Annotated in this window: 26 protein-coding genes and 3 tRNA genes; 13 read left to right on the forward strand and 16 right to left on the reverse strand. The window is 67.9% G+C overall.

Annotated features, from left to right (window positions below; all coding sequences use genetic code 11):
- Nucleotides 1-18: 18 nt before the first annotated feature.
- The gene (locus AC07X5_RS04950) at nucleotides 19-924 is read left to right on the forward strand and encodes a hypothetical protein (RefSeq protein ID WP_494769239.1); all 906 of its coding nucleotides are present in this window, start codon (nucleotides 19-21) and stop codon (nucleotides 922-924) included.
- On the opposite strand, the gene AC07X5_RS04955 is transcribed toward AC07X5_RS04950, so the two are convergent.
- From AC07X5_RS04955 to AC07X5_RS04980, 6 genes are all read right to left on the reverse strand, one after another.
- Nucleotides 857-2,671 (reverse strand): lysoplasmalogenase family protein, encoded by a 1,815-nt coding sequence (locus AC07X5_RS04955; protein WP_494769240.1) that lies wholly within the window; start codon nucleotides 2,669-2,671, stop codon nucleotides 857-859. The two genes, AC07X5_RS04950 and AC07X5_RS04955, sit on opposite strands and share 68 nt — an antisense overlap.
- A 40-nt stretch (nucleotides 2,672-2,711) precedes the next feature.
- Complete coding sequence (locus AC07X5_RS04960; RefSeq protein WP_494769241.1) at nucleotides 2,712-3,884, reverse strand: DSD1 family PLP-dependent enzyme; 1,173 nt, start codon at nucleotides 3,882-3,884, stop codon at nucleotides 2,712-2,714.
- Nucleotides 3,868-4,506 carry a histidine phosphatase family protein gene (locus AC07X5_RS04965; RefSeq protein WP_494769242.1) on the reverse strand — a complete coding sequence of 213 codons (639 nt, stop codon included), beginning with the start codon at nucleotides 4,504-4,506 and terminating at the stop codon, nucleotides 3,868-3,870. Before AC07X5_RS04965 ends, AC07X5_RS04960 begins: the two co-directional genes overlap by 17 nt.
- 10 nt (nucleotides 4,507-4,516) lie before the next feature.
- Nucleotides 4,517-5,143: a DUF4136 domain-containing protein gene (locus tag AC07X5_RS04970; protein ID WP_494769243.1), complete on the reverse strand. Its 627-nt coding sequence runs from the start codon at nucleotides 5,141-5,143 to the stop codon at nucleotides 4,517-4,519.
- Between the two features lie 50 nt (nucleotides 5,144-5,193).
- A complete protein-coding gene (gene ttcA, locus AC07X5_RS04975; RefSeq protein ID WP_494769244.1) occupies nucleotides 5,194-6,171 on the reverse strand; it encodes a tRNA 2-thiocytidine(32) synthetase TtcA in 978 nt (325 codons plus the stop codon).
- A 163-nt stretch (nucleotides 6,172-6,334) separates the two neighbouring features.
- A complete protein-coding gene (locus tag AC07X5_RS04980) occupies nucleotides 6,335-6,757 on the reverse strand; it encodes a hypothetical protein (protein WP_494769245.1) in 423 nt (140 codons plus the stop codon).
- A 141-nt stretch (nucleotides 6,758-6,898) separates the two neighbouring features.
- On the opposite strand from AC07X5_RS04980, the gene AC07X5_RS04985 reads away from it, so the two are divergent.
- The 6 genes from AC07X5_RS04985 to AC07X5_RS05010 all read left to right on the forward strand — a co-directional run bounded on the left by AC07X5_RS04985 (nucleotide 6,899) and on the right by AC07X5_RS05010 (nucleotide 8,895).
- Nucleotides 6,899-7,141: a hypothetical protein gene (locus tag AC07X5_RS04985; RefSeq protein ID WP_409962454.1), complete on the forward strand. Its 243-nt coding sequence runs from the start codon at nucleotides 6,899-6,901 to the stop codon at nucleotides 7,139-7,141.
- A 444-nt stretch (nucleotides 7,142-7,585) separates the two neighbouring features.
- Nucleotides 7,586-7,661, forward strand: a tRNA-Trp gene (locus AC07X5_RS04990).
- A 31-nt stretch (nucleotides 7,662-7,692) separates the two neighbouring features.
- A tRNA-Lys gene (locus AC07X5_RS04995) sits at nucleotides 7,693-7,766 on the forward strand.
- A 29-nt stretch (nucleotides 7,767-7,795) separates the two neighbouring features.
- Nucleotides 7,796-7,866: transfer RNA gene (locus AC07X5_RS05000), tRNA-Gln, on the forward strand.
- A gap of 61 nt (nucleotides 7,867-7,927) precedes the next feature.
- Complete coding sequence (locus AC07X5_RS05005) at nucleotides 7,928-8,113, forward strand: short-chain dehydrogenase (protein WP_409962456.1); 186 nt, start codon at nucleotides 7,928-7,930, stop codon at nucleotides 8,111-8,113.
- A gap of 173 nt (nucleotides 8,114-8,286) precedes the next feature.
- Nucleotides 8,287-8,895, forward strand: coding sequence for an HNH endonuclease (locus AC07X5_RS05010; RefSeq protein ID WP_409962458.1), 609 nt, complete (start codon nucleotides 8,287-8,289; stop codon nucleotides 8,893-8,895).
- Between the two features lie 91 nt (nucleotides 8,896-8,986).
- On the opposite strand, the gene AC07X5_RS05015 is transcribed toward AC07X5_RS05010, so the two are convergent.
- The gene (locus AC07X5_RS05015) at nucleotides 8,987-9,364 is read right to left on the reverse strand and encodes a dihydroneopterin aldolase (protein ID WP_409962460.1); all 378 of its coding nucleotides are present in this window, start codon (nucleotides 9,362-9,364) and stop codon (nucleotides 8,987-8,989) included.
- A gap of 30 nt (nucleotides 9,365-9,394) precedes the next feature.
- The gene (locus AC07X5_RS05020) at nucleotides 9,395-10,183 is read right to left on the reverse strand and encodes an SDR family oxidoreductase (RefSeq protein ID WP_494769246.1); all 789 of its coding nucleotides are present in this window, start codon (nucleotides 10,181-10,183) and stop codon (nucleotides 9,395-9,397) included.
- An 8-nt stretch (nucleotides 10,184-10,191) separates the two neighbouring features.
- On the opposite strand from AC07X5_RS05020, the gene AC07X5_RS05025 reads away from it, so the two are divergent.
- On the forward strand, nucleotides 10,192-11,313 hold the full coding sequence (locus AC07X5_RS05025) for a class I SAM-dependent methyltransferase (protein WP_494769247.1): 1,122 nt from the start codon (nucleotides 10,192-10,194) through the stop codon (nucleotides 11,311-11,313).
- Nucleotides 11,314-11,322: 9 nt separating this feature from the next.
- Here AC07X5_RS05025 and AC07X5_RS05030 read toward each other — a convergent pair whose 3' ends face one another.
- From AC07X5_RS05030 to AC07X5_RS05060, 7 genes are all read right to left on the reverse strand, one after another.
- Nucleotides 11,323-12,396, reverse strand: a complete 1,074-nt coding sequence (locus AC07X5_RS05030; protein ID WP_494769248.1) for an ABC transporter ATP-binding protein — start codon at nucleotides 12,394-12,396, stop codon at nucleotides 11,323-11,325.
- Between the two features lie 5 nt (nucleotides 12,397-12,401).
- Nucleotides 12,402-13,292 carry a carbohydrate ABC transporter permease gene (locus AC07X5_RS05035; protein WP_494769249.1) on the reverse strand — a complete coding sequence of 297 codons (891 nt, stop codon included), beginning with the start codon at nucleotides 13,290-13,292 and terminating at the stop codon, nucleotides 12,402-12,404.
- Entirely contained in the window at nucleotides 13,276-14,193 is a 918-nt protein-coding gene (locus tag AC07X5_RS05040; protein WP_494769250.1) for a carbohydrate ABC transporter permease, read from the reverse strand. Before AC07X5_RS05040 ends, AC07X5_RS05035 begins: the two co-directional genes overlap by 17 nt.
- Before the next feature lie 9 nt (nucleotides 14,194-14,202).
- Complete coding sequence (locus AC07X5_RS05045) at nucleotides 14,203-15,534, reverse strand: ABC transporter substrate-binding protein (protein WP_494769251.1); 1,332 nt, start codon at nucleotides 15,532-15,534, stop codon at nucleotides 14,203-14,205.
- Between the two features lie 18 nt (nucleotides 15,535-15,552).
- Nucleotides 15,553-16,512 carry a TauD/TfdA dioxygenase family protein gene (locus AC07X5_RS05050; RefSeq protein ID WP_409962473.1) on the reverse strand — a complete coding sequence of 320 codons (960 nt, stop codon included), beginning with the start codon at nucleotides 16,510-16,512 and terminating at the stop codon, nucleotides 15,553-15,555.
- Nucleotides 16,513-16,654: 142 nt separating this feature from the next.
- Nucleotides 16,655-17,455: an ethanolamine ammonia-lyase subunit EutC gene (gene eutC / locus AC07X5_RS05055; protein ID WP_494769252.1), complete on the reverse strand. Its 801-nt coding sequence runs from the start codon at nucleotides 17,453-17,455 to the stop codon at nucleotides 16,655-16,657.
- Entirely contained in the window at nucleotides 17,452-18,846 is a 1,395-nt protein-coding gene (locus AC07X5_RS05060) for an ethanolamine ammonia-lyase subunit EutB (protein ID WP_494769253.1), read from the reverse strand. Before AC07X5_RS05060 ends, eutC begins: the two co-directional genes overlap by 4 nt.
- A gap of 187 nt (nucleotides 18,847-19,033) precedes the next feature.
- Between AC07X5_RS05060 and AC07X5_RS05065 the strand changes: the two genes are divergently transcribed.
- From AC07X5_RS05065 to AC07X5_RS05085, 5 genes are read left to right on the forward strand one after another with little or no spacing between them, the layout of a single operon-like run.
- Nucleotides 19,034-19,960, forward strand: coding sequence for a TauD/TfdA dioxygenase family protein (locus AC07X5_RS05065; RefSeq protein WP_494769254.1), 927 nt, complete (start codon nucleotides 19,034-19,036; stop codon nucleotides 19,958-19,960).
- 56 nt (nucleotides 19,961-20,016) lie between these two features.
- On the forward strand, nucleotides 20,017-21,051 hold the full coding sequence (locus AC07X5_RS05070) for an ABC transporter substrate-binding protein (RefSeq protein WP_494769470.1): 1,035 nt from the start codon (nucleotides 20,017-20,019) through the stop codon (nucleotides 21,049-21,051).
- 14 nt (nucleotides 21,052-21,065) lie between these two features.
- Nucleotides 21,066-22,076: an ABC transporter ATP-binding protein gene (locus AC07X5_RS05075; RefSeq protein ID WP_494769255.1), complete on the forward strand. Its 1,011-nt coding sequence runs from the start codon at nucleotides 21,066-21,068 to the stop codon at nucleotides 22,074-22,076.
- On the forward strand, nucleotides 22,073-22,951 hold the full coding sequence (locus tag AC07X5_RS05080; protein WP_494769256.1) for an ABC transporter permease: 879 nt from the start codon (nucleotides 22,073-22,075) through the stop codon (nucleotides 22,949-22,951). The genes AC07X5_RS05075 and AC07X5_RS05080 overlap by 4 nt, the downstream gene beginning before the upstream one ends.
- A 17-nt stretch (nucleotides 22,952-22,968) precedes the next feature.
- On the forward strand, nucleotides 22,969-23,163 hold the full coding sequence (locus AC07X5_RS05085) for a DUF2905 domain-containing protein (RefSeq protein ID WP_184858876.1): 195 nt from the start codon (nucleotides 22,969-22,971) through the stop codon (nucleotides 23,161-23,163).
- A 6-nt stretch (nucleotides 23,164-23,169) separates the two neighbouring features.
- On the opposite strand, the gene otsA is transcribed toward AC07X5_RS05085, so the two are convergent.
- Complete coding sequence (otsA, locus tag AC07X5_RS05090; protein ID WP_409962485.1) at nucleotides 23,170-24,549, reverse strand: alpha,alpha-trehalose-phosphate synthase (UDP-forming); 1,380 nt, start codon at nucleotides 24,547-24,549, stop codon at nucleotides 23,170-23,172.
- Nucleotides 24,550-24,591: the final 42 nt, after the last annotated feature.

Consider the following 24,591-nt stretch of genomic DNA (forward strand, 5'->3'; position numbering starts at 1 on the left):
CACAGGAGCTGCTCGCCCATGGCCCGCTCCAGCAAACGCCGCAAGCAGCTGCGCGAAAGCGCCAAGGCCCGGACCGTGCGCCGTGGCACGGGCGTGAACTGGTCGCCGGCCTGGAAGACCGAGTGGGACGCCCTGGCGCCCGAGCAGCGCCTCCTCAACTCCTGCGGCCTTGCCTTGGTCGTGGGCACCATGCTGCTGCATGGCCTGGGCGGGGTGGTCTATGGCCAACTTGCGCTGTTCCTGTTCGAGGGCTTCGAGGACCTGCCCGGATGGGTGGCCGTGTGGGGTGCTGCCAGCGTCTGGTGCCTGGCTGCTGCCTGGGCTACCTACCTGGCCGGGCGCCACCTGCCGTCCTGGGGACCCCTTCGCTGCGCGCGCTGGCGCCTGCGGGCCTACCTGGCTGCGGGGGCGCTGGCCGGCATCAGCCTGTTGCTGTGGCTGCTGAGCACGCCGGGCATGTGGGGTTCACTGGGCATCTGGCCGGGTCTGGCGCCGCGGTCCGAATGGCTGCTGGCCCCGCTGCCCTGGGTTTGGCCATGGGTGCTGCCCGTGGCGGGCGATGGCTTGCAGGCCTGGTGGCTGGGCACGGCGGCGCTGGGCGTGGCGCTCGGGCTGTGGTTCTTCGGCGCAGGCAAGCGGCCACGTGCCGGCCTGGCCTGCATCGGCGTGGCGCTGCTGGCCATCGGCCTGTGGGCGCTCGGCGGTGCGGCCTACCACTATGTGGCTGGGCGCGGGCTGGCCGGAGTGGTCGAGGAGGTGGCGGCGCTGAACCTGCAGTCGCACCCGGGCCAGCGCAATGCCGACACCTTTCTCTGGCTGTTGAGTGCCTGGTTCCTGCTGGCCCTGGGCGCCCTGGTCATGGCCGGGGCGTTGCATATCCCGCAGGCGGCACTGCAGCGCTCGCAGCAGAACCTTCCCCGCTGACCGGCACGAAGCGCTGGGGCGGGGCCTGGTCCAGCATGCCCGCCACGATCAGCACCTGCGCGATGTAGTAGGTGGCCAGCACCCAAAGCTGGGCCAGCGGCAGGGGCTGCACGAAGCGGTTGGTGGCCAGCGTGGCATCGCTGAGCATGAAGAAGCCTGCGCCGATGGCCACCAGCCAGGCGCCGCGTCCACCGAGCACAGTGGCCCGGCCAATGGCCTGGGCGGCCATGAGGGCGATCACCAGCACATAGGCCGCCACAGGCCCGCGCAGGGCTGCCGGCAGCCCCCCGAGCCAAAGGAAGGCATACATGCCCACGCCGATGGCCAGCGTGGCCACCAGTGCGCCGCGCCGCGCGAACCAGGGCACTCCCTGGCGGAACAGCACGATGTAGCAGAGGTGGGCGAGCAGAAAGCCCACCAGCCCGGGGATGAAGAAGCCGCTGAACATCAGGAACACATCGCCAGCCAGGGAGCCGGCCAGCGCGGCGATGAGCCAGCGGCCCTCGGTGCCGCCGATGCGTCTTCCCGCATCTGTCTCGCGCAGGTGGCCCACGACCACGGCAATGGCAACCACCATGGTCAGCGGCTTGAACAGCCAGTGCCATTCCTGCAGCCCGAGCACGCTGGTGGCTGTGGCGAGGGCCGCCGATTCGATCATGAGCGCCATCCCCATGCCGATGCGCCCCTGCACCGCCGCGCCCAGGGCCCATTGTGCGGCCAGCAGGGTGGTGAACCAGACCACGTTGTCGACCAGAGGGGCGGAGTCGGCCTGCCAGAGAAAGGCCGCCACGCCCGCCAGCATCAGCGCGAACTGCACGCCGGCAAACCACTGCAGTGCGCGCGACATGGGCGGGTGGTACAGCGGCATGTTGCCGATGTCGAAAGCCGGCTTGGGAAAGCGCTCGGCCACGTCGGCCGGGCGCCAGCCTGGCGGTTTGATCCAGACCCGGAGCTTGTCGAGCCAGTTGCGCGCATGCCAGCTGTCGTGTGCCAGGCTGGCGTACACCTGGGCATTGGCCCACAGCGGGTCCCAGCTGTTGAGCAGGCCGCGCGTGCCGTACACGCATTTCTCCCGGTCGTCCTCGTCCTTGAAGGTGCCGAACAGGCGGTCCCAGAGGATCAGGATGCCGCCGTAGTTCTTGTCCAGATAGATGTCGTTCACGGCATGGTGCACGCGGTGGTTGCTGGGGCTGCAGAACCAGCGGTCGAACCACCCCAGGCGCCCCACCTGCTCGGTGTGCACCCAGAACTGGTAGAGCAGGTCGACCAGCGCCACGATGGCGAAGACCAGCGGCGGCACGCCGGCCAGCGCCATGGGCACGTAGAACAACCAGCCCAGCAGGGCGCCCGAGCTGGTCTGGCGCAGCGCGGTCGAGAGGTTGTAATCCTGGCTCTGGTGGTGCACCGCGTGCGCGGCCCAGAGCACGGCCGACTCGTGGCCCATGCGGTGCAGCCAGTAGTAACAGAAGTCGTAGAACACCAGGGCCAGTAGCCAGCCCGGCACACTCAGCCAGAAGGCATCGTTGCGCCACAGGGCCACATGCTCGAACACGGCCGTGTAGATGCCTATGCGCAGCAGCCGTGTGAACACTGCGCTGGTCTGGCTCAGCATGCCCAGGCTGATGCTGCTGATGGCATCGGGCAGCCGGTAGGTGATGCGCTGGCGCTTGTAGCCCACCGCCAGTTCTATGGCGATCAGCGCAAAGAAGACCGGGGTGGCAAGAACGATGATCTGGTTGGGGCTCATTGAAGGGCGATCGCGGATGTTTCGCCGATTCTTGCCCCAATCAGGTCAGTGCGCCTCTGGCATCAACCCTGATGATGCGCTCCACCGTGCCCAGCGTGAGGCCTCCGCGCACGCCGATCAGGTGGTCGTGCAGGTTCACCGTGGGATCGCAGTGGCCCGGAATCAGCCACAGCATGCGGCCCAGGGCCGGCAGGCGGGCCTTGGGGCTTTCGGTGTAGAGCAGCCCATGCTCGTCGCCGCCGTTGCCGTAGCGCAGCGCGCGCTCGGGCGGCAGCATGGCCACCAGGGGCAGGCCCGAGTCGATGGCATGGCTCTTGTGCCCCGCGTCGCACACCGCATGGGCGTCGCGCACGGAGATCACCTGCGTCTTGATGAACAGCGCGTGCTCGAAGCTCGGCTGGGCCGGCTCGCGTTCGTTGCGCGCATAGTCGGCATCCATGAACAGGAAAGAGCCTGCCTGCAGTTCGCCATAGACCCCGCTGGCCGCCTCGTGCACCAGGGTGCCCGTGCCCGAGCCGGTGATGAGCGGCACGGGTATGCCGGCAGCCTCTATGCGGTGGCGGGTGTAGGCTGCCGCGCGTACCACACCGGCAATGGCCTCGCGCCGCTCGGCCGTGCCCGGCAGGTGCTGGGCGCGGCCATGGTAGGCCTGGATGCCTGCGAAACGCAGGCGGGCGCTGTGGCGCACGATGGCCTGGGCCAGTGGCACGGCCTCGTCACCCGGCGGCACGCCGCAGCGGCCCTGGCCGACGTCGATCTCCACGAACACGTCGATGCCGGCCTCGCTGCCCGCCAGGGCCATGGCCTCGGCAAGGCGCTCGATGCCTTCGGGGCTGTCCACTGCAATCGCCAGGCGCCCGCCGCGGGCCGACAACTGGGCCGCCAGCCGCGCTGTGCGCAGCAGCTTGGGACCGGCGATCACCTGGTTGCTGATGTAGATGTCGTTCACGCCCCCGGCGGCCAGGGCCTCGGCCTCGGCCACCTTCTGCACGCATACGCCCTGAGCGCCGGCCTGCTGCATCAAGAGGGCCAGTTCGGCGCTCTTGTGCATCTTGGCGTGCGGGCGCCAGCGCACCCGGTGCTTGCGCGCGAACTCGGCCATGCGCTGGATATTGCGCTCCATGGCGTCCAGGTCCACCACCAGGGCAGGGGTGTCGATCAAGTCCACCCGCGCGCCGATGCTGGCGCGCAAGGCTTCAGGTAATGCTTTCATCGCGGGCCGCGTCGTCCAGGTGTTGGGTATCGGCCCAGCCGACCAGCGTGAGGCCGTCGGGCGTCCAGAGCAGGCGGTTGATGGCCGCGTTGGACAGCTGCCAGGTGCGCGGTGCCTGGATCTCCTGGCGCGTGGCCAGGCGGTACAGCACGTCGAGCACGCCGCCATGCGCCACCATCAGCACCTGCTCGCCGGGGTGCTTTTCGGCCAGCGCGAACACCGTGCGCTCGATGCGCTCGCGCAGCATCACCAGCGATTCGCCGCCTTCGGGTACGTAATCGGGGTCACGCTTGCGCCAGCGCCGCGCGTCTTCGGGCAGCTCGGCCTCGATCTCGGCGAATGTGCGGCCCTGGAAATGGCCGAAGCTGCGCTCGCGCAGGCCGGTCTCGGGCGTAATGGGCGCGCCCGTGGCGTCGGCCACGGCCTGGGCAGTGGCATAGGCGCGTTGCAGGTCGCTGGCGTAGATGGCGTCGATGGACTCGCCCGCCAGGGCCTGTGCCAACTGCTGTGCCTGCCACTGGCCGGTCTCGTTCAGGGGAATGTCCAGGTGGCCCTGGATGCGGGTGTCGACGTTCCAGGCGGTTTCGCCATGGCGTACGGCAATGATGCGGGTGGCTTGCATTCAGGTGGGATCAGGGTGGTGGCGCGAAGGGAATGCGCACCTGGCGCGGGCCGGCGGGCGGTTGAGGGAAGCCGGACAGGGCCGCATCGAGCAGGATGCCGAACACGGCGGGATCGGCGACCCACACGTCCTCGTGCACGGCCGAGGTCTCGTACACCGTGGCCTGCGTGGTGGCGTCGCGCATCACCAGGCTCACGGCGCGGCGGTGCAGCGGCGTGGGCTCGCCCATGCGCCACAGGCCACCCACACCCCAGCCGCGGCCATACCAGCCGCCATAGCCCCAGCCGTCGTAGCCGCGGTAGGGGCCGTAGAAGCCATGGGGGCCATAGGGCCAGTAGGGGTCATAGCGCGGCACCGTGCCCGCCTGCACGCCCACCTGCACCAGCAGCTTGGGCGCTGCATCGTCGCGCTGCAGCCCGGCGCGGGCCAGCGACTGTTCGGCCAGTGCGGCAATGGCGTCGAAGCCCGGGGTCTGCTGCGAGGGCAGGCGGTCGATGCGGTAGGTGGCCGGGCTGGGCACGGCCGCCAGGGTGGAAAAGCTCTGCACCTGGCCTTCCACCACGCGGGTGGTGCTGCAGCCGGCCAGGGTGGCCGCTGCGGCGCTGAGCAGCAGGGCAGGAATCCAGCGACGGGTCATGGCAATCTCCCTAGATGTGACCATCTTGGAGTGCGATCCTGCGCCGAGGTTCACGACAGCTGCACCACCTGCACGCCGGGCAACGAGGGGCTCGGTGCCGAAAACTCTTCCTTGTCGAAGGCCTTGTCGCCGTCCTCATTGGCCACGCCGGTGGCGCGTGCATTCTTGAAGTCGTACTGGCTGCCATCGAGCAGGTGCGAGGGCACCACGTTCTGCAGCGCGTTGAACATGTTCTCCACGCGGCCGGGGAATTTCTTTTCCCACTCGCGCAGCATCTCGCCCACCTGTTTGCGCTGCAGGCTCTCCTGGCTGCCGCACAGGTTGCAGGGGATGATGGGGAAATTGCGCTGCGCGGCCCAGCGCGTGGTGTCCTTCTCGGCCACGTAGGCCAGGGGGCGGATCACCACGTGGCGGCCGTCGTCGCTTACCAGCTTGGGCGGCATGCTCTTCATCTTGCCGCCGAAGAACATGTTGAGCAGCAGGGTCTGCAAAATGTCGTCGCGGTGGTGGCCCAGCGCGATCTTGGTGCAGCCCAGCTCGTCGGCCACGCGGTACAGGATGCCCCGGCGCAGGCGGCTGCACAGGCTGCAGGTGGTCTTGCCCTCGGGGATCAGGCGCTTGACGATGCTGTAGGTGTCCTCGTTCTCGATGTGGAAGGGCACGCCGGTGCTGGCCAGGTATTCGGGCAGCACATGCTCGGGAAAGCCGGGCTGCTTCTGGTCCAGGTTCACGGCCACCAGGTCGAAATGGATGGGGGCGCGCGCCTTGAGCTTGATCAGGATGTCCAGGAGGGCATAGCTGTCCTTGCCGCCGGACATGCAGACCATGACCTTGTCGCCTTCTTCGATCATGTTGAAGTCGACAATCGCCTTGCCCACCTCGCGGCACAGGCGCTTTTCGAGCTTATGGGCCTCGCGCTCGATCTTCAGGCGCGCAGGGCCCGAGGCCGCCGCCACATCGGCGGCTGCCAGTTCGGGGGGCTCGGCGGTCCAGCCGGCCTGGGTGGTTTCGTTGATCACTGCGCTCATGGAAGGGGGACTCTCGGGGATCTGGTGAAAGCGGTGCCCGCCGGGCGCCCGGATTGGGCGCGCGCGGGCCAAAAAAGCTGTCGATAGCCCCCAATTGTCGGTGAAACGGCCCCTCCATGGGCTGGGGTGGGCTCTCCAGGCCGGTTTCTGTGGGGCCGAGGCGCTAGTTTTCCGCGGCCGATGGCTCGGCATCCCGGGGCGCGGCCGGGTCGGCCGGGGGCGCCACCCGCTCGGCCAGCCATAGCCGCAGCTCGCGCTTGCCTTTGGCGTTGGCGGCGCGCCATGCCTCCCGCGCCAGAGCCAGGAAGCGCTCTTCTGCAGGGTCTGGATGCTCCGCCGCGTGCTCCGTGTCGAGCCAGCCGGTGTCCACCCGCGCGTGGCGCTCGATCTGGCGTGCCAGCGTGTTGCCGATGGGGCGGGAACTCTTGATCTGGCTCCACATGCTGGGCGAGATCTCGAGCGAGGCGGCAAACGCCTGGTCCAGGCCCTTGGCGGGTTTGCCGGCGGCGATCTGCTGTTCGAGAAAAAGACGGTGCAACGCCAGCACATTGGTGCGGCGGACGATGGTGGGAGAAGGCTGGGTCACAACGGAAAAAACAACAAACGCGAAAGAAGATTGTGCCGGGTGTTGACCATGTCGTAAAGACTATTTACATTACCCATCCATCAGGACTCCGTGTCCTCACCCCTAACACACCACCGAACCACTCTTCGCCGAAAGCCCACCGTGAACGCCGCCCGCACCGCCATCCTCCGCCGCCCCTGCCAGGGCGCCGTGGCCGTGCGCGGGTCGTCGCTGTTCCATGTCCATCGGGCGTCCATGCCCTCCCTGGCCAAACGACTGGCGTCGCAGCAGCGCATGGCATTCAGTGCGTATTTGCAGGGCAATGGCAACCAGCCGCAGTGGCTGGGCAATGGTTTCGAGGATACCGCTCCACCACCGGGCGGAGGTTGCAACGCAGGGCAGTAGCCCCCAGAGCGTTCTCCCTCCCGATCTCTCCAGCAGAGGCCCGGCAACCAGTGGTTCCGGGCCTTTTTCATTGCCGCTTCTTTTTCCTTTTCACCTTTTTCGCAGCGCTTGCGCTGCCCCCAGGGCATCGACCCACCGGGGACCCCCGTTCCTTAAAAGTTTGCTGCAGGCGGCCACGCTCCACCGGAGCCATGGCTGGCCTGCCCATCGAAGGCAGAGAGGCCGGCGTGCGACGCACCCCCAAGCCTCTCTCCATTTCGGGTGTGCCTTTGCTTTCACCGCCGGACCCGGCCGCATGCGCGGCCCGGCGGGATGTGCTGGGATTGATCACCCAGTGCAGCGACGTGCATGCGCGGTTTCATTGGAACTGTGGTCGCGTGAAGACACAACCGAAATGGAGATGCGCTCCGGCAGGAGCGCCTGGTATTTCGTTCTTCGTTTTCTACGCGTGTAGCTCAACTGGCAGAGCACCGGCCTCCAAATCCGACGGTTGAGGGTTCGACTCCTTCCGCGCGTGCCAATCTTTTTCTTTCCTGGCCATGGCCAGGCATGCCGTAGCAGCCCTGTCGGATGGGGCGCCTGATTTTTTGATCGGGGATTGCAGGTTCGACTCCTGTCTGCGGCTCCCTCACCTTTCCTTTTTCCCCTTTTGTTGACCGGTCGCCAAGTGGTAAGGCAGCGGATTTTGATTCCGCCATTCGGAGGTTCGATCCCTCCCCGGTCTGCCCCTTTTCATCAACCCACCCACTTCGTTCCATCCATCCCATCACCCTTCAGGAGACCACCATGGCCATCCAGCATTCCTTTTCCCCCGGTGCCTCACGGCGCCGTTCCGGCCTCGCTGGCTGGCTGGCCCGCCTGGCATCCGTGCGTGCCCGTTTGCCCCGTGCGGCCGTCCGTGCTGTTCCTGCCACCCGCAGGCTGGAGCACATGGACCTCGACCAGCGCGTGCGCGAGGTCGGCGAGTGGTAGCGGCGTGCGCGCTCGTGCGCCCGCAGCCTGCCCCACTGCATTCACCAGGGCGTCCATCGATTGCCGATGAACGCCCGTTTTTGCCATTGACTGACGGTTGTTGTTGAACCGGGGCGTGCGCTTGGCTGGGCGGCTGCGCCCTGCATTGCCAAGAAAGCAAGAAAGGAAGCACCATGCCCCGCACCGAACCCGAAACCTCCACCCGAAAGCACCAGTCACCCACGCCGCGCGTGCTGCAGCTGGACCTGCACGGCACGCCGCAGTCGTGGATGCCGCTGGAGCAGGCCGCCGTGCACTACGCCAGCGGCGCTGTGGCCTGGGATGCCGGCCTCGAAGCCCTGGCCACATTGCGTGGCGGGCACAATGCGGCAACGGGTCGCCAGTCGGTGCTGGAGATTGCGCCCATCATCGCGCTACGCGGCGTCTCCCGGATCAACCTCTTTGACGTGGTGCCGGGGCTCACCAAGCGCCGCCTGCTGCGCCGTGACCGCCACACCTGCGCCTACTGCGGCGGTGTGTTTGGCGAAGAGGCGCTGCAGTGCGAGCACATCGTTCCGCAGTCGCGCGGCGGTGCCACCTCGTGGACCAACCTGGTGGCGGCGTGTGCCGGCTGCAATGGCTACAAGGCCGACCGCCTGCCCGAAGAGGCCGGCATGCGCCTGCTGTACCTGCCCTACGTGCCCAGCCGCTACGAGTCCTTCCTGCTCGACGGGCGCAACGTGCGTGCGGATGTGCACGAATGGCTGGCCAAGAGGCTGCCCAAGGGCTCCAGGCTTCATTGAGATAGCCTGGGTTTTCCGGCCGGAGGTGAAAGGGCCGTGGTCAGCTACCACAGCCCTTTTTTCTTCCCCTGTCTTCAGCCGTGGTAGCCGCTCACCACTGCCCGGTTTCTATGCGAATCGCCACTTCACAATCGTCGAAGATCTCCAGCTTGGCAATCTTCACGCGCACGCCCAGCACGCCGGGCAGCTGCATCAGGCGGTTGGCGAGCTTGCCGATCAGGCTCTCGAGCAAGTTCACGTGCTCGGCGCGGCATTCGTCGATGATGATCTGGCGCACCTTGCGGTAGTCCAGCACGTGCAGGATGTCGTCGTCGCGCGGCGACAGCGGCTGGGCGCCCAGGCTCAGCTCGGCGTCCACCTGGATGGGCTGGGGATCGGTCTTCTCGTGCGAGAGGATGCCCAGGTTGGCGTCGAAGCGCAGGCCGGTGAGCGTGAGGATCTGGGTGCCGGTGGCGTGGGTGGTCGTCATGGAGTTTGTCCTGTGCGGGCGCGGGCCCGCTCACATCAGCGAAAAATCGCGCTCGAACTTCATCAGGTGCTGGCCGCCGTCCACCATCAGCGTGGTGCCGGTGAGGGAGCGGTTCTCCAGCGCAAAGCGCACGGTGGCTGCCACGTCCTCGGGCGTGGACGAGCGGCCCAGCGGACTCAGGCTGTGCAATTGGGCAAATTTCTCGTCGCTGAGCATGTGGCTCGTGAGCGTGAGGCCCGGGGCCACGCCCACCACCCGTACGCGCGGCGCCAGCGCCAGGGCCAGCATGGTGCCGGCCGCTTCCAGCGCCGCCTTGGACAGCGTGTAGCTCATGAAGTCGGGGTTTTGGTTCCAGAGCTTCTGGTCGAGCAGGTTGACCACGGCGCCCTGGGCATCGGCCTCGCCCGCGGCGGCGCGCGCCTGCAGGTGTTCGTGCAGGGCCTGGGCCAGCAGCACCGGGGCGCCGGCGTTGCTGCGCAGGTGCTTTTCCAGGCTGGCAAAGCCCAGTGTGGCGGCGTTGTCGTGCTCGAACAGCGAGGCGTTGTTGACCACGGCATCGAGCGTGCCGAAGCGTTCCACCACGCGCGGCACCAGGGCGCGCACGGCGGCCTCGTCGTCGAAATCACCATCGAAATGCGCGCTGGGGTTCGAGGACAGGCGCGCGCACTCGGCCGCCGTGGCGATGGCATCCTCTTCGGAACTGCGGTAGTGCACGGCCACCTGCCAGCCGCCGGCCGCCAGCGCCAGCGCAATGCTGCGGCCCAGGCGCTTGGCGGCACCGGTGACGAGCACCGTACGGGGGCGGGGGGAAGGGGGCATGAGGGACAATGCGGGCCGTGACGACGAAGAAAACACCCGACAGTTTAACGACCGCCTTGCAGGCGCATATCGCCGACGCCATCACCGCCGCGGGCGGCTGGATCGGTTTCGACCAGTTCATGGCCCTGGCCCTGTACACGCCGGGCCTGGGCTATTACGCCAACGATTCGGCCAAGTTCGGCCTGCTGCCCGGGTCGGGCAGCGACTTCGTGACCGCGCCCGAGCTCACGCCCCTGTTCGGCCAGACCCTGGCCGTGCAGGTGGCCGAGGCGTTCGAGCAAACCGGTACCAGCGAGGTCTGGGAGTTCGGCGCCGGCTCCGGCGCGCTGGCGCTGCAACTGCTCGACGCCCTGGGCGACCGCGTGCAGCGCTACACCATCGTCGACCTGTCGGGTAGCCTGCGCGCGCGCCAGCAGGCGCTGCTGGCGCCACACGCGCACAAGGTGCAGTGGGTGGATGCGCTGCCCGAGCGTTTCGAGGGCGTGGTGGTCGGCAACGAAGTGCTCGATGCCATGCCCGTGCAATTGCTGGCGCGCCATGGTGGCCAGCACGGGGGCGTATGGCACGAGCGCGGTGTGGCACTGCATGAAGGCGCCTTCACCTGGGCCGACCAGGCCACGGACCTGCGCCCGCCGGTGGAGGTGGAGGGCCCTCAGGACTACCTGACCGAGATCCACACGCAGGGCGAGGGCTTCGTCCGCACCCTGGCCGAGCACCTCGCGCGCGGCGCGGTGTTCCTGCTGGACTACGGCTTTGGCGAGAGCGAGTACTACCACCCCCAGCGCCACATGGGCACGGTGATGTGCCACCAGGGCCACCTGGCCGATGGCGACCCGCTGGTGGACGTGGGCCGCAAGGACATCACCGCCCACGTCAATTTCACGGCCATGGCGCTGGCCGCGCAGGACGCGGGCATGAGCGTGCTGGGCTATACCACGCAGGCGCACTTCCTCATCAACTGCGGGCTGGCCCAGCGCCTGGTGGAGCTGCCGCCGCTTTCGCGCGCCACCGCCGCCAAGCTCATCATGGAGCACGAGATGGGCGAGCTGTTCAAGGTCATCGCCCTGGGCGTAGGGGATGCCTGGGAGCCCATGGGCTTTGCCCAGGGCGATCGCTCGCACCGCCTCTGAGGCGCCGGATCAGTTCAGGCGGGCCCCGCTGGCGGCGTCGAAAAGGTGCGCTTGCGCGGCCACGGGCTGCAGCCACAGCGCATCGCCTGGCCGCACATCGATGCGGTCGCGAAAGGCCGCCAGGATGTCATGCCCACCCGCCAGCCGCACGGCGACCTGGGTTTCCGAGCCGGTGGGCTCTACCACCCTGACCTGCGCAGCCAGTCCGCCGCCACTGGTCTCCAGCGCAAAATGCTCGGGGCGTGCGCCGTAGAGCACGCTGTCGCCGTGGCGCCCTTGCGGGGGCTGGGCCAGGGGCAGGTGCAGGCCATCGTCGGTCACCACGCGCGCCGCGCCGTCCAGGTGCAGCCGGCCGGGAATGAAGTTCATGGCCGGCGAGCCGATGAAGCCCGCCACAAAGGCGTTGGCTGGCCGGTCGTACAACTCGAGTGGCGCGCCCACCTGCTCGACCACGCCCTCCTTGAGCACCACGATGCGATCAGCCAGCGTCATGGCCTCCACCTGGTCGTGCGTGACGTAGACCGTGGTGGTGCGCAGGCGCTGGTGCAGGGCCTTGATCTCGGTGCGCACCTGCACGCGCAATTTGGCGTCGAGGTTGGACAGGGGCTCGTCGAACAGAAAGGCGTCAGGCTGGCGTACGATGGCGCGACCCATGGCCACGCGCTGGCGCTGCCCGCCCGAAAGCTGGCGCGGCGTGCGGTCCAGCAGTTGTTCCAGGCCCAGGATGGCCGCCACCTCACCCACCCGGCGCCGGATCTGCGCCTTGTCCTCGCCCTGCAGCTTGAGCGAGAAGCCCAGGTTCTGTGCCACCGTCATGTGCGGGTAGAGCGCGTAGTTCTGGAACACCATGGCGATGTTGCGGTCCTTGGGCGCCACGTCGTCGATCACCCGCCCGCCCAGGCGGATCTCGCCACTGGTGATGGCTTCGAGCCCCGCGATGGCGCGCAGCAGCGTGGACTTGCCGCATCCGGAGGGGCCGACCAGGGCGACGAATTCGCCGTCCTGGATGGCAATGTCCACGCCGTGGATCACGGGCGTGGCGCCGTAGTGCTTGACGATCTGGTGGAGGGAGAGGGCGGCCATGTTGGTCAGTCCTTGACGCCGCCAGCCGTCAGGCCGCGGACGAGGTAGGTGCGCACCAGCACCGTGAAGATCACCACGGGGAACATCACCAGCGTGCCGCTGGCGGCGATCTTGGTCCACTCCCAGCCTTCGTACTGCAGGAAGTTGACGATGGCCACGGGCGCGGTGACGGCGTTGGTGCGCGTGAGGATGAGGGCGTAGAAGAAATCGTTCCACGAGAAGATGAAGCACAGCACGGCCGTGGCCGCCAGCCCGGGCGAGGCCAGCGGCAGCGTGATGCGCCAAAAGGCCTGCCACACGCCGCAGCCGTCGATGTAGGCGGCCTCTTCGAGGGCCGTGGGCACGGCCTCGAAGAAGGTCTGCATGAGCCAGATCACGATGGCCAGGTTGAACGTGAGGTAGACGATGGCCAGGCCAGCGATGGTGTCCTGCAGGCCCAGCCAGCGGTAGGCCAGGAAGAACGGGATGGTGAAGGCGATGGGCGGTGCCATGCGCGTCACCAGGATCCACAGCGCCACATGGCGCCGCCACTTGAATTGCCAGCGCGTGAGCGCATAGGCGGCGGGCACGCCGATCAGCAGCGACAGGCCGGTGGACAGGGTGCTCACCGCCAGGCTGTTCCAGAACGACTTGAGGAAGTTGCCCTGCAGCAGGCTGCGAAAGCCTTCCAGCGTGGGCACGAAGAGCAGGCTGTCCTCGAAGATCTCCGCCCCGGGCTTGAAGGCCAGTTGCACCAGCCACAGGAAGGGGAACATCACCACCAGCAACAGGACGATGGCCACCAGGCCGCGCGCATGGCGGCGCAGCCAGCTGGCGCGTCGCGTGGCGGGCAGCGGCAAGGCGGCAGCAGTGGGTGGTGCCAGCAGGGGCAGGGTGGCGTCAGCGCTTGTGGTCATGGTCGTTCCATCCCAGTCGGCCCACCAGCCAGCTGAGCGCGAACACGCCCGCGAGGATCACCATCGCGATGGCGCTGGCATAGCCCCAGTAGGAAAAGTTGAAGGCCTGGATGAAGCCGTAGTAGTTGGTCACTTCGGTCACCGTGCCCGGGCCGCCGTCGGTCAGCACATAGATCAGCGGAAAGGCCTTGAAGCTGTCGATCAGCCGGAACAGCCCGCACACCACCAGCACCGGCCGGATGTAGGGAAACACGATGTAGATGAACAGCTGCCAGCGGTTGGCACCGTCCAGGCTGGCGGCTTCCAGCGGTTCGTCGGGCACCATCTGCAAGGTGGCCAGCACCATCAGCATGGTGAACGGAAACCACTGCCAGGTATCGGCGATGGAGATGGCCCACAGGGCCGTGTCCGGGTTGGCGATGAGCGAGCGCACGGGCAGGCCCACGGCCTCCAGCGCGCGGTGCAGGGGACTCACGTCGGGCGTGTACATGATCTTCCAGATCAGCGCCACCACGATGGGCGGCAGCACCATGGGGATCAGGAACACCGTGCGCGTAGCGCCCAGCAGCTTCGAGCGCCCGTTGAGCAGCAGCGCCAGGCCCAGGCCCACCGCCAGCTGCAGCACCACGCTGGAGGCCGACAGCTTGAGCTGCGTGGCGATGGAGCGCAAAAAGCGCTCGTCCTCCAGCAGGTGGCGGTAGTTGAACAGCGGGTCCTTGAAGTGGAAGGTGGCGGCCGCATCCGTCAGGCTCAGCGGCGTGAAGCTGGCCACCAGCAGCGCCGTGGCCGGCGCAAGCGTGATGAGCAGCAGCACCGCCAGCGAGGGCAGCAGGCCCCAGAGGAAGGCGCGCCGGCGCGCGGCCTCCCAGCCCACGCCGGTGGGTGTGGCCAGGGTGCTCACGGCCGCCCCTCACAGGTTCTGCCCGGCGCGCTTGAGCTCGGTGATCGACTGCGCCTGGGCCTGCTGCAGCGCCTGCTTGGCGCTGGCCTGGCCCGACGCGATCAGCGCGATCGCCTTGTTGAGCTGCTGGTCCACCTGCGGGTAGACCGACACGGTGCGGTACTTCATGTGCCCGGTCTTGGAGGCCAGCTCGATCGAGTCGAGCGCCAGCTGCGCCAGGTCGTTGCCGTTGATGACCTGCTTGGCGCGGAACTCCTTGGAGTCGATGTCCGAGCGGCGCGCGGGCGAACCGTAGCCCGCCAGCACCGCCTTGCGCGTGGTCTGCTTGGACAGCGCCCACTGGATGAAGGCCCAGGCGGCCTCCTTGTTCTTCGAGCCTGTCGGAATGCCAAGGCCATGCACGGCCGTGCCCGGGAAGCGCCCGGCCGGGCCCTTGGGCACCTGGCCGAACTTCAGCGTCTTGATGGTCTTGCTGGTGGCTGCGTCACCGAGTTGTGCCAGGTGCAGCTGGCCCGCATCGGTGAAATTCACGCGGCCGAGCTTGAGCGCCTGGGTCACCTGGTCGGGCGTATAGGTGATGGCACCATCGGGCCCGAATTCGCGCAGCAGGCTGGCGTAGTACTCGGCCGCGGCAATCGCCTCGGGCGTGTCGAGCGTGGGGTACAGGTCGTCGGGCGCCTTGCGGAACACGTCGCCCCCAAAGGCGTGCAGGTAGGGCACGAAGGTCCAGCCGTAGTGGCTGTCGGATACGAAGCCCGCCACGCGCTCCTTCTTGTTCACGGCGCGCAGCACCTTGACCAGGTCGTCCGTGGTGTCGGGGTAGGCCAGGCCCGCCTGCTGCACCAGGTCGAAGCGCGACGAGGCGGACAGCAGCGCCTCCGCCGTCCAGGGGATGCCGTAGAGCTTGCCGTCCTTGCCGGTCTCGGGCGCGCGGGCGCCGGGCAGGAAGTCGTTCACGTCCCAGTCGGCGGGGGTGAAGTTGGGGTTCTTGATGAAGTCGTCGAGCGGGGTGAGCCAGCCCGAGTTGATCCAGCGGCTCGAGTAGATGAAGGTCACGTTGACCACGTCGTACGCCGAGCCCTTGGTGGACAGCTCCAGGTCGGCACGCTGGTTGTAGACCGGGAACGACGGGGAGTCAAAGTTCACCTTGGCGCCCGTGAGCGCCTCGAACTCGGGCAGGTACTGCTGCAGCAGCTTGGGGTAGGCCGCGCTGAAGGTCGAGACGTTCAGGGTCACGCCCTGGAATTTCTTGGCACCGCTCTGGGCATGGGCAAAGCCGGGCAGCAGGGCTGTGGCGCCCAGGGCCGATGCGGCCTGGAGCAATTGGCGTCGTTGGGTCATGGCATTGCTTCCGTGGCGTCAGGCTGTAGCGGTGATCAGTGTGTCGATCTGTGCGTCGTTGGTGGCTTCGGGGCGCGTGCGCGTGCGGCTCCTGCGGCCGTCCACGGCCACGGCTGGGTCGCCATGTACGGTGACGCGGCGCACCAGGCGGGCCTGGTTGCCGTAGTCGTTGATCGCGAAATGCTGGGTGGCGCGGTTGTCCCAGATGGCCACGTCGTCCTGCTGCCACTGCCAGCGGACGGTGTTCTCCAGGCGGATCACGCGGTTCTGCAAAATCTCGAAGAGGCGCGCCGATTCGGTGCTGGAGAAACCTGCGATCTTCTTGACGAAGTGGCCCAGCAGCAGCGCGCGCTCACCCGATACCGGGTGCACATGCACGACAGGGTGCTCGGCCTCGTACACGGCCGAGACGAAGACTTTGCGGTGGTGGTTCAGGCGCTCTTCCTCGACCACCACGCGTTCGGCGCCGTAGTCGTAGTCGTTGCTGTGCAAGGCCCACAGGCCGTCGGCCAGGCGCTTGAGGTCTTCGGGCAGGCGCGCATAGGCAGCCGCCGTGTTGGCCCACACCGTGTCGCCGCCATAAGCCGGGATCTTCACGCCGCGCAGGATGCCGTACTTGGGGAAGGCATCGAGAAAGGTCACGTCGGTGTGCCACGAATCGGCACGCCCGCCGCCCTTGGAGGCGTCGAGCTCGAAGATGCGCGTGCCCGTGGGCGAGGGCACGGTAGGGTGGGCCACCGTCTTGCCCAGCAAGGCGCCAAAGGCCTGGTGGCTGGCGTCATCCAGGTGCGCCTGGCCGCGGAAGAACAGCACCTTGTGCTGCACCAGGGCGGCGGTGAGGTCGGCGACGGTGGCGCCATCGAGTTCACCCGAGAGCTTGAAATCCAGGACTTCGCCGCCCAGGCTGCCGGCCACGCGGCGGATGCGCAGGTTGCCGAAGGAGGTATCGATATTGGAAGGGGACGAGGTCGCGCTCACGGGCAGGCTCCAGCAGTGGGGGGGAGCGCCGGATTCTGCGGACGCAGCGACAGTCTGCGAACCAAGGAAAACCGATATCCAAGCTGCCGAAACATTCGGCAATATCGAAAGCAGCGAAAGTTGGTAGGAAGGCGCGCGCGCGTCAGCGACCGGCCAACTGGCCTCCGGAGGGAACGGCCTCCAGAGTGACTGCATCGCTGCGGTCCTTGAGGCCGATGCCGGTAAGGCCCAGGCGCCTGGCTTCCTCGCACAGCCACCACAGGCGCGCCGCCGCAGCCGCCGGCGCCAGGCCTTCGGTGCGCACGTTGGAGATGCAGTTGCGCTGTGCATCGCTGCGGCCCACCTGGGGCTGCCAGGTGAGGTAGATGCCCAGGCTGTCGGGCGAGCTCAGGCCCGGGCGCTCGCCGATCAGCACGGCCACCATGCGCGCGCCCAGCAGCGCGCCCACCTCGTCGCCCAGCGCCACGCGCGCCTGGGTGGCGATGGCCACGGGCCCCATGTGCCAGCCCTGCGGGGTGCCTTGCACGATGGCCTGCACCAGGGGCATGGCGTTGCGCTCGATGGCCAGCGCCGAGAGGCCATCGGCCACGACCAGCAGCAGATCGCAGCCTGTCTGTGGTGCATCGCCGAGCCGCCGCGCGTCGGCTGCGTCCAGGCGCCGGCCCAGGTCGGGGCGCAGCAGGTAGGTGGCGCGGTCGGGCGCGGCACTGGCCACGCGCAGCGTGGTGCAGCCCAGGGCGGCCAGTTTTGTGGCCAGCGCATCGGCATCGAGCGGCAGGTGCACGGCATCGCGCGCCTGGGCATGGGCCAGGCCGAAGTCGAGCAGTTCGCGCGTGGGGATGGCCGTGCCTGAGCGCCCCAGTGCCAGCCGCGCGGCCGTGTGGGCGCGCAGGTCGCCCCAGGGGTCGGGCAGCGGGCCGGTAGCGGGGGCGGGGTGGTTCATGCGCGCATGCCTATCTGCCGCAGCCGGGCAATGGCGGCCTGCTGCTGCGCGGCGGGCAGCAGCCGACCCGCATCGTCAGCCAGGTGCATGCGCTGCAGCCAGGCGTCGAACTCGGGGGCGCGTTGCAGGCCCAGCACTTCGCGCAGGTAGAGCGCGTCGTGGAACGAGGTGCTCTGGTAGTTGAGCATGATGTCGTCGGCCCCGGGCACGCCCATGATGAAGGTCAGTCCCGCCACGCCCAGCAGCGTCATCAGCGTGTCCATGTCGTCCGAATCGGCCTCGGCATGGTTGGTGTAGCAGACGTCGCAGCCCAGCGGCACACCGAGCAGCTTGCCGCAGAAATGGTCTTCCAGTCCAGCGCGGATGATCTGCTTGCCGTCGTACAGGTACTCGGGCCCGATGAAGCCCACCACCGTGTTGGTGAGCAGCGGCGAGAACGCGCGTGCCACGCCGTAGGCGCGCGCCTCGCAGGTCTGCTGGTCCACGCCGTGGTGGGCGTTGGCCGACAGCGCGCTGCCCTGGCCCGTCTCGAAGTACATCACGTTGTCGCCCAGCGTGCCGCGCTTGAGGGACAGGGCGGCCTCGCGCGCCTCGCGCAGCAGCGCGAGGTGGATGCCGAAGCCCGCATTGGCCTTCTCGGTGCCGGCAATGGACTGGAACACCAGGTCCACCGGCGCGCCCTGTTCGATCATCTGCACGGTGTTGGTCACATGCGTGAGCACGCACGATTGCGTGGGGATCTGCAGCGTGGAGACCACGCCATCGAGCATGTGCACCAGCCCGGTGAGGGCGGCAATGCTGTCCGTGGCCGGGTTGATGCCGATCACCGCGTCGCCCGCGCCGTAAAGCAGGCCGTCGACCATGGAGGCCGCGATGCCGCGCAGGTCGTCGGTCGGGTGGTTGGGCTGCAGGCGCACGGCCAGGTGGCCCGGCAGGCCGATGGTGTTGCGAAAGCGCGTGACCACGCGGCACCGGCGCGCCACGGCCACCAGGTCCTGGTTGCGCATGAGCTTGCTCACGGCGGCCACCATCTCGGGCGTGAGGCCGGGGGCCACGGCGGTGAGCGCGGCCGTATCGGCCGCCAGCAGCCAGTCGCGCAGCCCGCCCACCGTCAGGTGCGCGATGGGTGCAAAGGCTGCGGCATCGTGCGTGTCGATGATCAGGCGGGTGACCTCGTCGCTCTCGTAGGGCACCAGTGCTTCGTTCAGGAAACGCGCCAGCGGCACGTCGGCCAGGCACATGCGCGCGGCCATGCGCTCCACCGCCGAGCCGGCCGCGATGCCGGCCAGCGCATCGCCCGAGCGCGCGGGCGTGGCTTTGGCCATCACTTCGCGCAGGTCGCCGAACTGCCAGCGGTGGCCCTGGATGGTGTGGTGGTAGGTCGCAGGCATCGGTTGTGAATGGGGTGGCCTTTGGCAATGATGCATGCCATTGCAAGGGATGTGCCATCGGACAGGTGATCCAGTCTTAGCTGATTTGGTTGTTAACAACTGAAAAAACATTCGTTCTCAGAATAAAGCCAGGCACCTAGAGTGCTGACTTCAGGGCACACAGGCCCAGATTCCCACGAGGTTCCCCATGTCGGCCGTTCTTTCATCTGCATCCGCCTCTTCGTTCGCCAGCCAGGCCGACGCACCACCGCAAGGTCTGGTGATCCGCTCCATCGAGGGCGCAGCCGGTCCCCTGGGGGCCGAGGTGCTGGGCCTGGACCTGTCGCGCCCGCTGGGCCGGGAGGATTTCGCGCGCATCCACCGCGCGCACCTGGACCACCATGTGCTGGTGTTTCGCGACCAGCGCATCACGCCGCAGCAGCATGTCGATTTCAGCCGCCGCTTCGGGCCGCTGCAGATCCATGTGCTCAAGAATTTCCAGCTGGCGGGCCACCCCGAGATCCTGATCGTCTCCAACGTCAAGGATGCCGCCGGCCAGCCCATCGGCCTGGGCGATGCCGGCCACTACTGGCATTCGGACCTGTCGTACAAGGACAAGCCCAGCCTGGGCTCGCTGCTGCACGCGCAGGAGCTGCCGGGCGAGGGGGGCGACACCCTGTTCGCCGACCAGCACGCTGCCTACGATGCGCTGCCCGAAGATCTGAAGGTCCGCATCGCGTCGCTCAAGGCCGAGCACAGCTACCTGGCCAAGTACGAGGAACTGCGCGCGCGCAGCCCCTGGCGCCCGAAGCTCACCCAGGCGCAGATCGACGAGGTGGCGCCCTCCATCCACCCCGTGGTGCGCACCCACCCCGAGACGGGCCGCAAGGCGCTGTTCGTGAGCGAGCACTTCACCACGCGCATCGTGGGTCTGCCTGAAGACGAAAGCCAGGCCCTGCTGGCCCAACTGTTCGCCGCCAGCGTGCGCCCCGAGTTCACCTACCGCCACCAGTGGCAGCCGCACGACCTGGTGTTCTGGGACAACCGCTCGGTGACCCATCTGGCGGCCGGCACGCCGGACAGCGAGCGTCGGAAGCTGTACCGGACCACCATCGAGGGCGACTTGCCCTTCTGATTCGCCGCTGACGCCATCCCTTGTTTTCCATCTTTGACTGCACAGTACCCATGACCATGTTCCAGACCACCCGCCGCCGCATCGTGCGCAAGACCATCGCCGCCCTGGCCACCGCCGGGCTGCTGGCCGGCGGGCTGAGCGCCACGGCCCATGCGGCCGAAGGCCAGCTGCGCATTGCGCAGCAGTTCGGCGTCGTGTACCTGCTGCTCAATGTGGCGCAGGAACAGAAGCTGATCGAAAAGCACGGCAAGGCCGCGGGTGTGGACATCAAGGTGGAGTTCCTGCAGCTGTCGGGCGGCTCCGCCGTCAACGACGCGCTGCTGTCGGGCAATATCGACATCGCCGGTGCCGGCGTGGGCCCGCTGTTCACGCTGTGGGACCGCACCAAGGGCCGCCAGAACGTCAAGGGCGTGGCGTCGCTGGGCAACTTTCCCTACTACCTGGTGAGCAACAACCCGGCGGTGAAGACCATTGCCGACTTCACCGACAAGGACCGCATCGCGCTGCCGGCCGTAGGGGTCTCGGTGCAGTCGCGCGTGCTGCAGATGGCTTCGGCCAAGCTCTGGGGCGACAAGGAGTTCAACCGCCTGGACAAGCTCCAGGTGGCACTGCCGCACCCCGATGCGGCGGCGGCCATCATCAAGGGCGGCACCGAGATCACAGGCCACTTCGGCAACCCGCCCTTCCAGGAGCAGGAGCTGGCCGGCAACCCCAAGGCGAAGATCGTGCTCAACTCGTACGACGTGCTGGGCGGCCCCGCCTCGGCCACCGTGCTCTACGCCACCGAGAAATTCCGCAACGAGAGCCCCAAGACCTACAAGGCCTTCGTCGACGCGCTCGACGAGGCGGCCAAGTTCGTCGCCGCCAACCCCGAGAAAGCGGCCGACATCTACCTCAAGGTGGCAGGCGGCAATACCGACCGCGCGCTGCTGCTCAAGATCATCCAGAACCCCGAGGTGCAGTTCAAGGTGCGCCCCGAGAACACGCTGGGCATGGGCCAGTTCCTGCACCGCGTGGGCGCCATCAAGAACCAGCCCACCGCGCTCAAGGACTACTTCTTCGACGACGCGCACACCGCGTCGGGCAACTGAAGGGCCATGCGGGCATGAGCGAGCACACCATCCGGCTGGGCCCCTTCTCGCCGCCGCTGCAGAGCGAGCGTGCGGCGCTGGAACAAGAGGCGCAGGTCCAAGGCCTGACCGAGGGCAATGCGGCCGTTCCCGCCAATTCTTGCGCAGCGCTGCTGCAGGTGCAGGGCGTGAGCATCGACTACCGCACGCGTGAGCGCGTGGTGCGTGCCACGCACCGCGTGGGCTTCGACGTGCATGCGGGCGACCGCTTCGTGCTGCTGGGCGCCTCGGGCTGCGGCAAGTCCACCCTGCTCAAGTCCATTGCCGGCTTCATCGCACCCAGCGAGGGGCAGATCCTGCTCGACGGCCGCGCCGTCACGCGGCCCGGGCCCGACCGGGTGGTGGTGTTCCAGGAGTTCGATCAGCTGCCGCCGTGGAAAACGGTGCGCGAGAACGTGATGTTCCCGCTGCTGGCCTCGCGCAGCGTGGGCCGCAAGGAGGCGGCCGAACGCGCGGCGCTCTACATCGACAAGGTGGGGCTGTCCAAGTTCGCCGACGCGCACCCGCACCAGCTCTCGGGCGGCATGAAGCAGCGCGTGGCGATTGCCCGCGCGCTGGCCATGCAGCCCCAGGTGCTGTTGATGGACGAGCCTTTTGCAGCACTCGACGCCCTCACACGCCGGCGCATGCAGGAAGAACTGCTCTCGCTGTGGGACGAGTTCCGCTTCACGCTGATCTTCGTCACCCACTCCATTGAAGAGGCGCTGGTGGTGGGCAACCGCATCGCCATCCTCTCGCCACACCCGGGGCGGCTGCGCGCCGAGCTCAACAGCCACCAGTTCGGGCTGCACAGCCTGGGCGGGGCCGACTTCCAGGCCACGGCCCAGCGCATCCACCGGCTGCTGTTCGATGAACCCGGTGCGGCGGCCGTGCCGGGGTCCGTGCAGGCCGATGCCGAGACCCTGGCGCCCGGCCGCCAGGGTGGTGTGCCGCTCATCCTCCCCCAGCGGCCCGCAGGTTCGCTGCCTTTCCAGATCTCCGTATGAGCGCCCCCTCCCTGCTGACCCCTCCCGTGCGCCCCGAGTTCGAGCGCAGCCTGGAGCCGCTGGGCGGCATCGCGCCCGTGCAGCCGCTGCCGCTGGGGGCGCGCATCTGGCAGCAAGCCTGGATGCGCAAGCTCGTGATCCTGGCGGTGCTGGCCGTGCTGTGGGAGGTGGTGGCGCGCTGGCAGGACAACGACCTGCTGCTGCCCACCTTTCTGCAGACCGCCAAGGCGCTGGTGGAGGGCCTGGCCTCGGGCGAGCTGATCGCCAAGACGGCGATCTCGCTGTCGGTGCTGCTCAAGGGCTACTTCGCGGGCATCCTGGGGGCGTTCCTGCTCACCACGCTGGCCGTGTCCACGCAGTTCGGGCGCGACCTGCTGTCCACGCTGACCTCCATGTTCAACCCGCTGCCGGCCATTGCACTGCTGCCGCTGGCGCTGCTGTGGTTCGGCCTGGGGCAGGGCAGCTTGGTGTTCGTGCTGGTCCATTCGGTGCTGTGGCCGCTGGCGCTCAACACCTACGCGGGATTCCAGTCCGTGCCCGAGACGTTGCGCATGGCCGGCCGAAACTATGGCCTCACCGGTATCCGCTACGTGCTGCAGATCCTGGTGCCGGCCGCGCTGCCCTCCATCCTGTCGGGCCTGAAGATCGGCTGGGCCTTTGCCTGGCGCACGCTGATCGCGGCCGAGCTGGTGTTCGGCGCATCGTCGGGCAAGGGCGGCCTGGGCTGGTACATCTTCCAGAACCGCAACGAGCTCTACACCGACAAGGTGTTCGCGGGGCTGGTGCTGGTTATCCTGATCGGTCTGGCGGTCGAGAGCCTGGGCTTCCATACGCTCGAAAGGCTCACCGTCCGCCGCTGGGGCGTTTCCAGGTAGGCGCCTACACTCGGGGCATGCTCCGCTGGTTTCTCGTCGTCTTTCTTGCGCTGATGTTCATCAGCTGGCTCTCGCCCATGCTGCGCCGCATCGGTTTCGGCAAGCTGCCGGGCGATCTGCGCTTTCGATGGAGGGGGCGCGAGTGGGACATTCCGCTCGCATCCACCTTGCTGCTGAGCTTTGTAGCCAGCCTGATCGCCAAGTTTATTTGAGGGCTGTCAGTCCCCGGCCTCCTGCAAGGCTTGCAGGAAGGCCTTGCGCCACCAGTGCACATCGTGCTCGCGGATGCGCGCCATGAGCTTGCCGTGCCGCGCCTGGCGCTCGGCCAGCGGCATCTGCAGCGCGTGCTGGATGCTGTCGGCCGTGCCCTGGGTGTCGTAGGGGTTCACGAGCAGCGCTTCCTTCAACTGCTCGGCCGCGCCCGCAAAGCGCGAAAGCACCAGCACGCCCGGGTCTTCGGGGTCTTGCGCCACCACGTATTCCTTGGCCACCAGGTTCATGCCGTCGCGCAACGGCGTGACCAGGCCCACGGCCGCGGCGCGGCACAGGCCGGGCACCCGCTTGCGTGCCACCGTGCGGTGGATGTAGCGCACGGGCATCCAGTCGAGTTCGCCGTAGTCGCCGTTGACCGATCCGCACAGGCCTTCGAGCTCCTGGCGCAGGTCCGAGTAGGCATGCACGTCGTCGCGCGAGGGCGAGGCGATCATGATCATCGTGGCGCTGTTGCGGTTCTCGGGGTAGCGGTCCAGCAGCTCGCGGTAGGCGCGCACGCGGTGCGGTATGCCTTTGGAATAGTCGAGCCGGTCGATGCCCAGCAGCAGCCGGCGGCGCGAATACTCGTCGCGCATGTTCTCGTAGGTTTCCACGGCATCGGGCGCCTGGGCGAGGCGGGTGAACTCGTCCACATCGATGCCGATGGGAAAGGCCTGCACCTGCACCGTGCCGCCAAAGGCGCGCAGGCGCTGGGCGCCCACTTCCTCGGCACTGCCCTCGTTGCGCACATAGCGCGTGAAGTGCGAGACGTCGGCCTCGCTCTGCAGGCCTACCAGGTCGTAGGCGAACAGCGAGCGCATCAACCATTCGTGCTGTGGGATGGCCGCCATGATCAGCGGCGGCGGCATGGGGATGTGCAGGAAGAAGCCGATGCGCTGGCGGCAGCCCATGGCGCGCAGCTCGGCAGCCAGCGGGATCAGGTGGTAGTCGTGCACCCAGATGATGTCGTCTTCGCGCAACAGCGGCAGCAGCTTGCGCGCGAACATCTGGTTCACCCGCCGGTAGCCCGCGATGTAGCTGGCGTTGAAGTCGGCCAGGTCCAGCCGGTAGTGGAACACCGGCCACAGCACGCTGTTGCTGTAGCCCTGGTAGTAGGCATCATGGTCTTCGCGGCACAGGTCCACGGTGGCCAGAGTCACGGGGCCGGCGTGGCGGGTGTGCAGCTCGCCTTCGCCGGGCGTGCCGCCCTCGACCACGGTACCACTCCAGCCAAACCACAGCCCTCCGGTCTGGTTGAGGGCCTCGCCCAACGCAACCGCAAGGCCACCTGCAGCCGCCTTGCGCGGGTCGGCAAGGCGGTTGGATATCACAACAAGTCGACTCATCCGGCCATCATCCCCGCGGATGGTGGCGCAGTCTGTGGGACA

It is taken from the genome of Acidovorax sp. GW458-11-26-14-TSB4, from assembly GCF_059423865.1.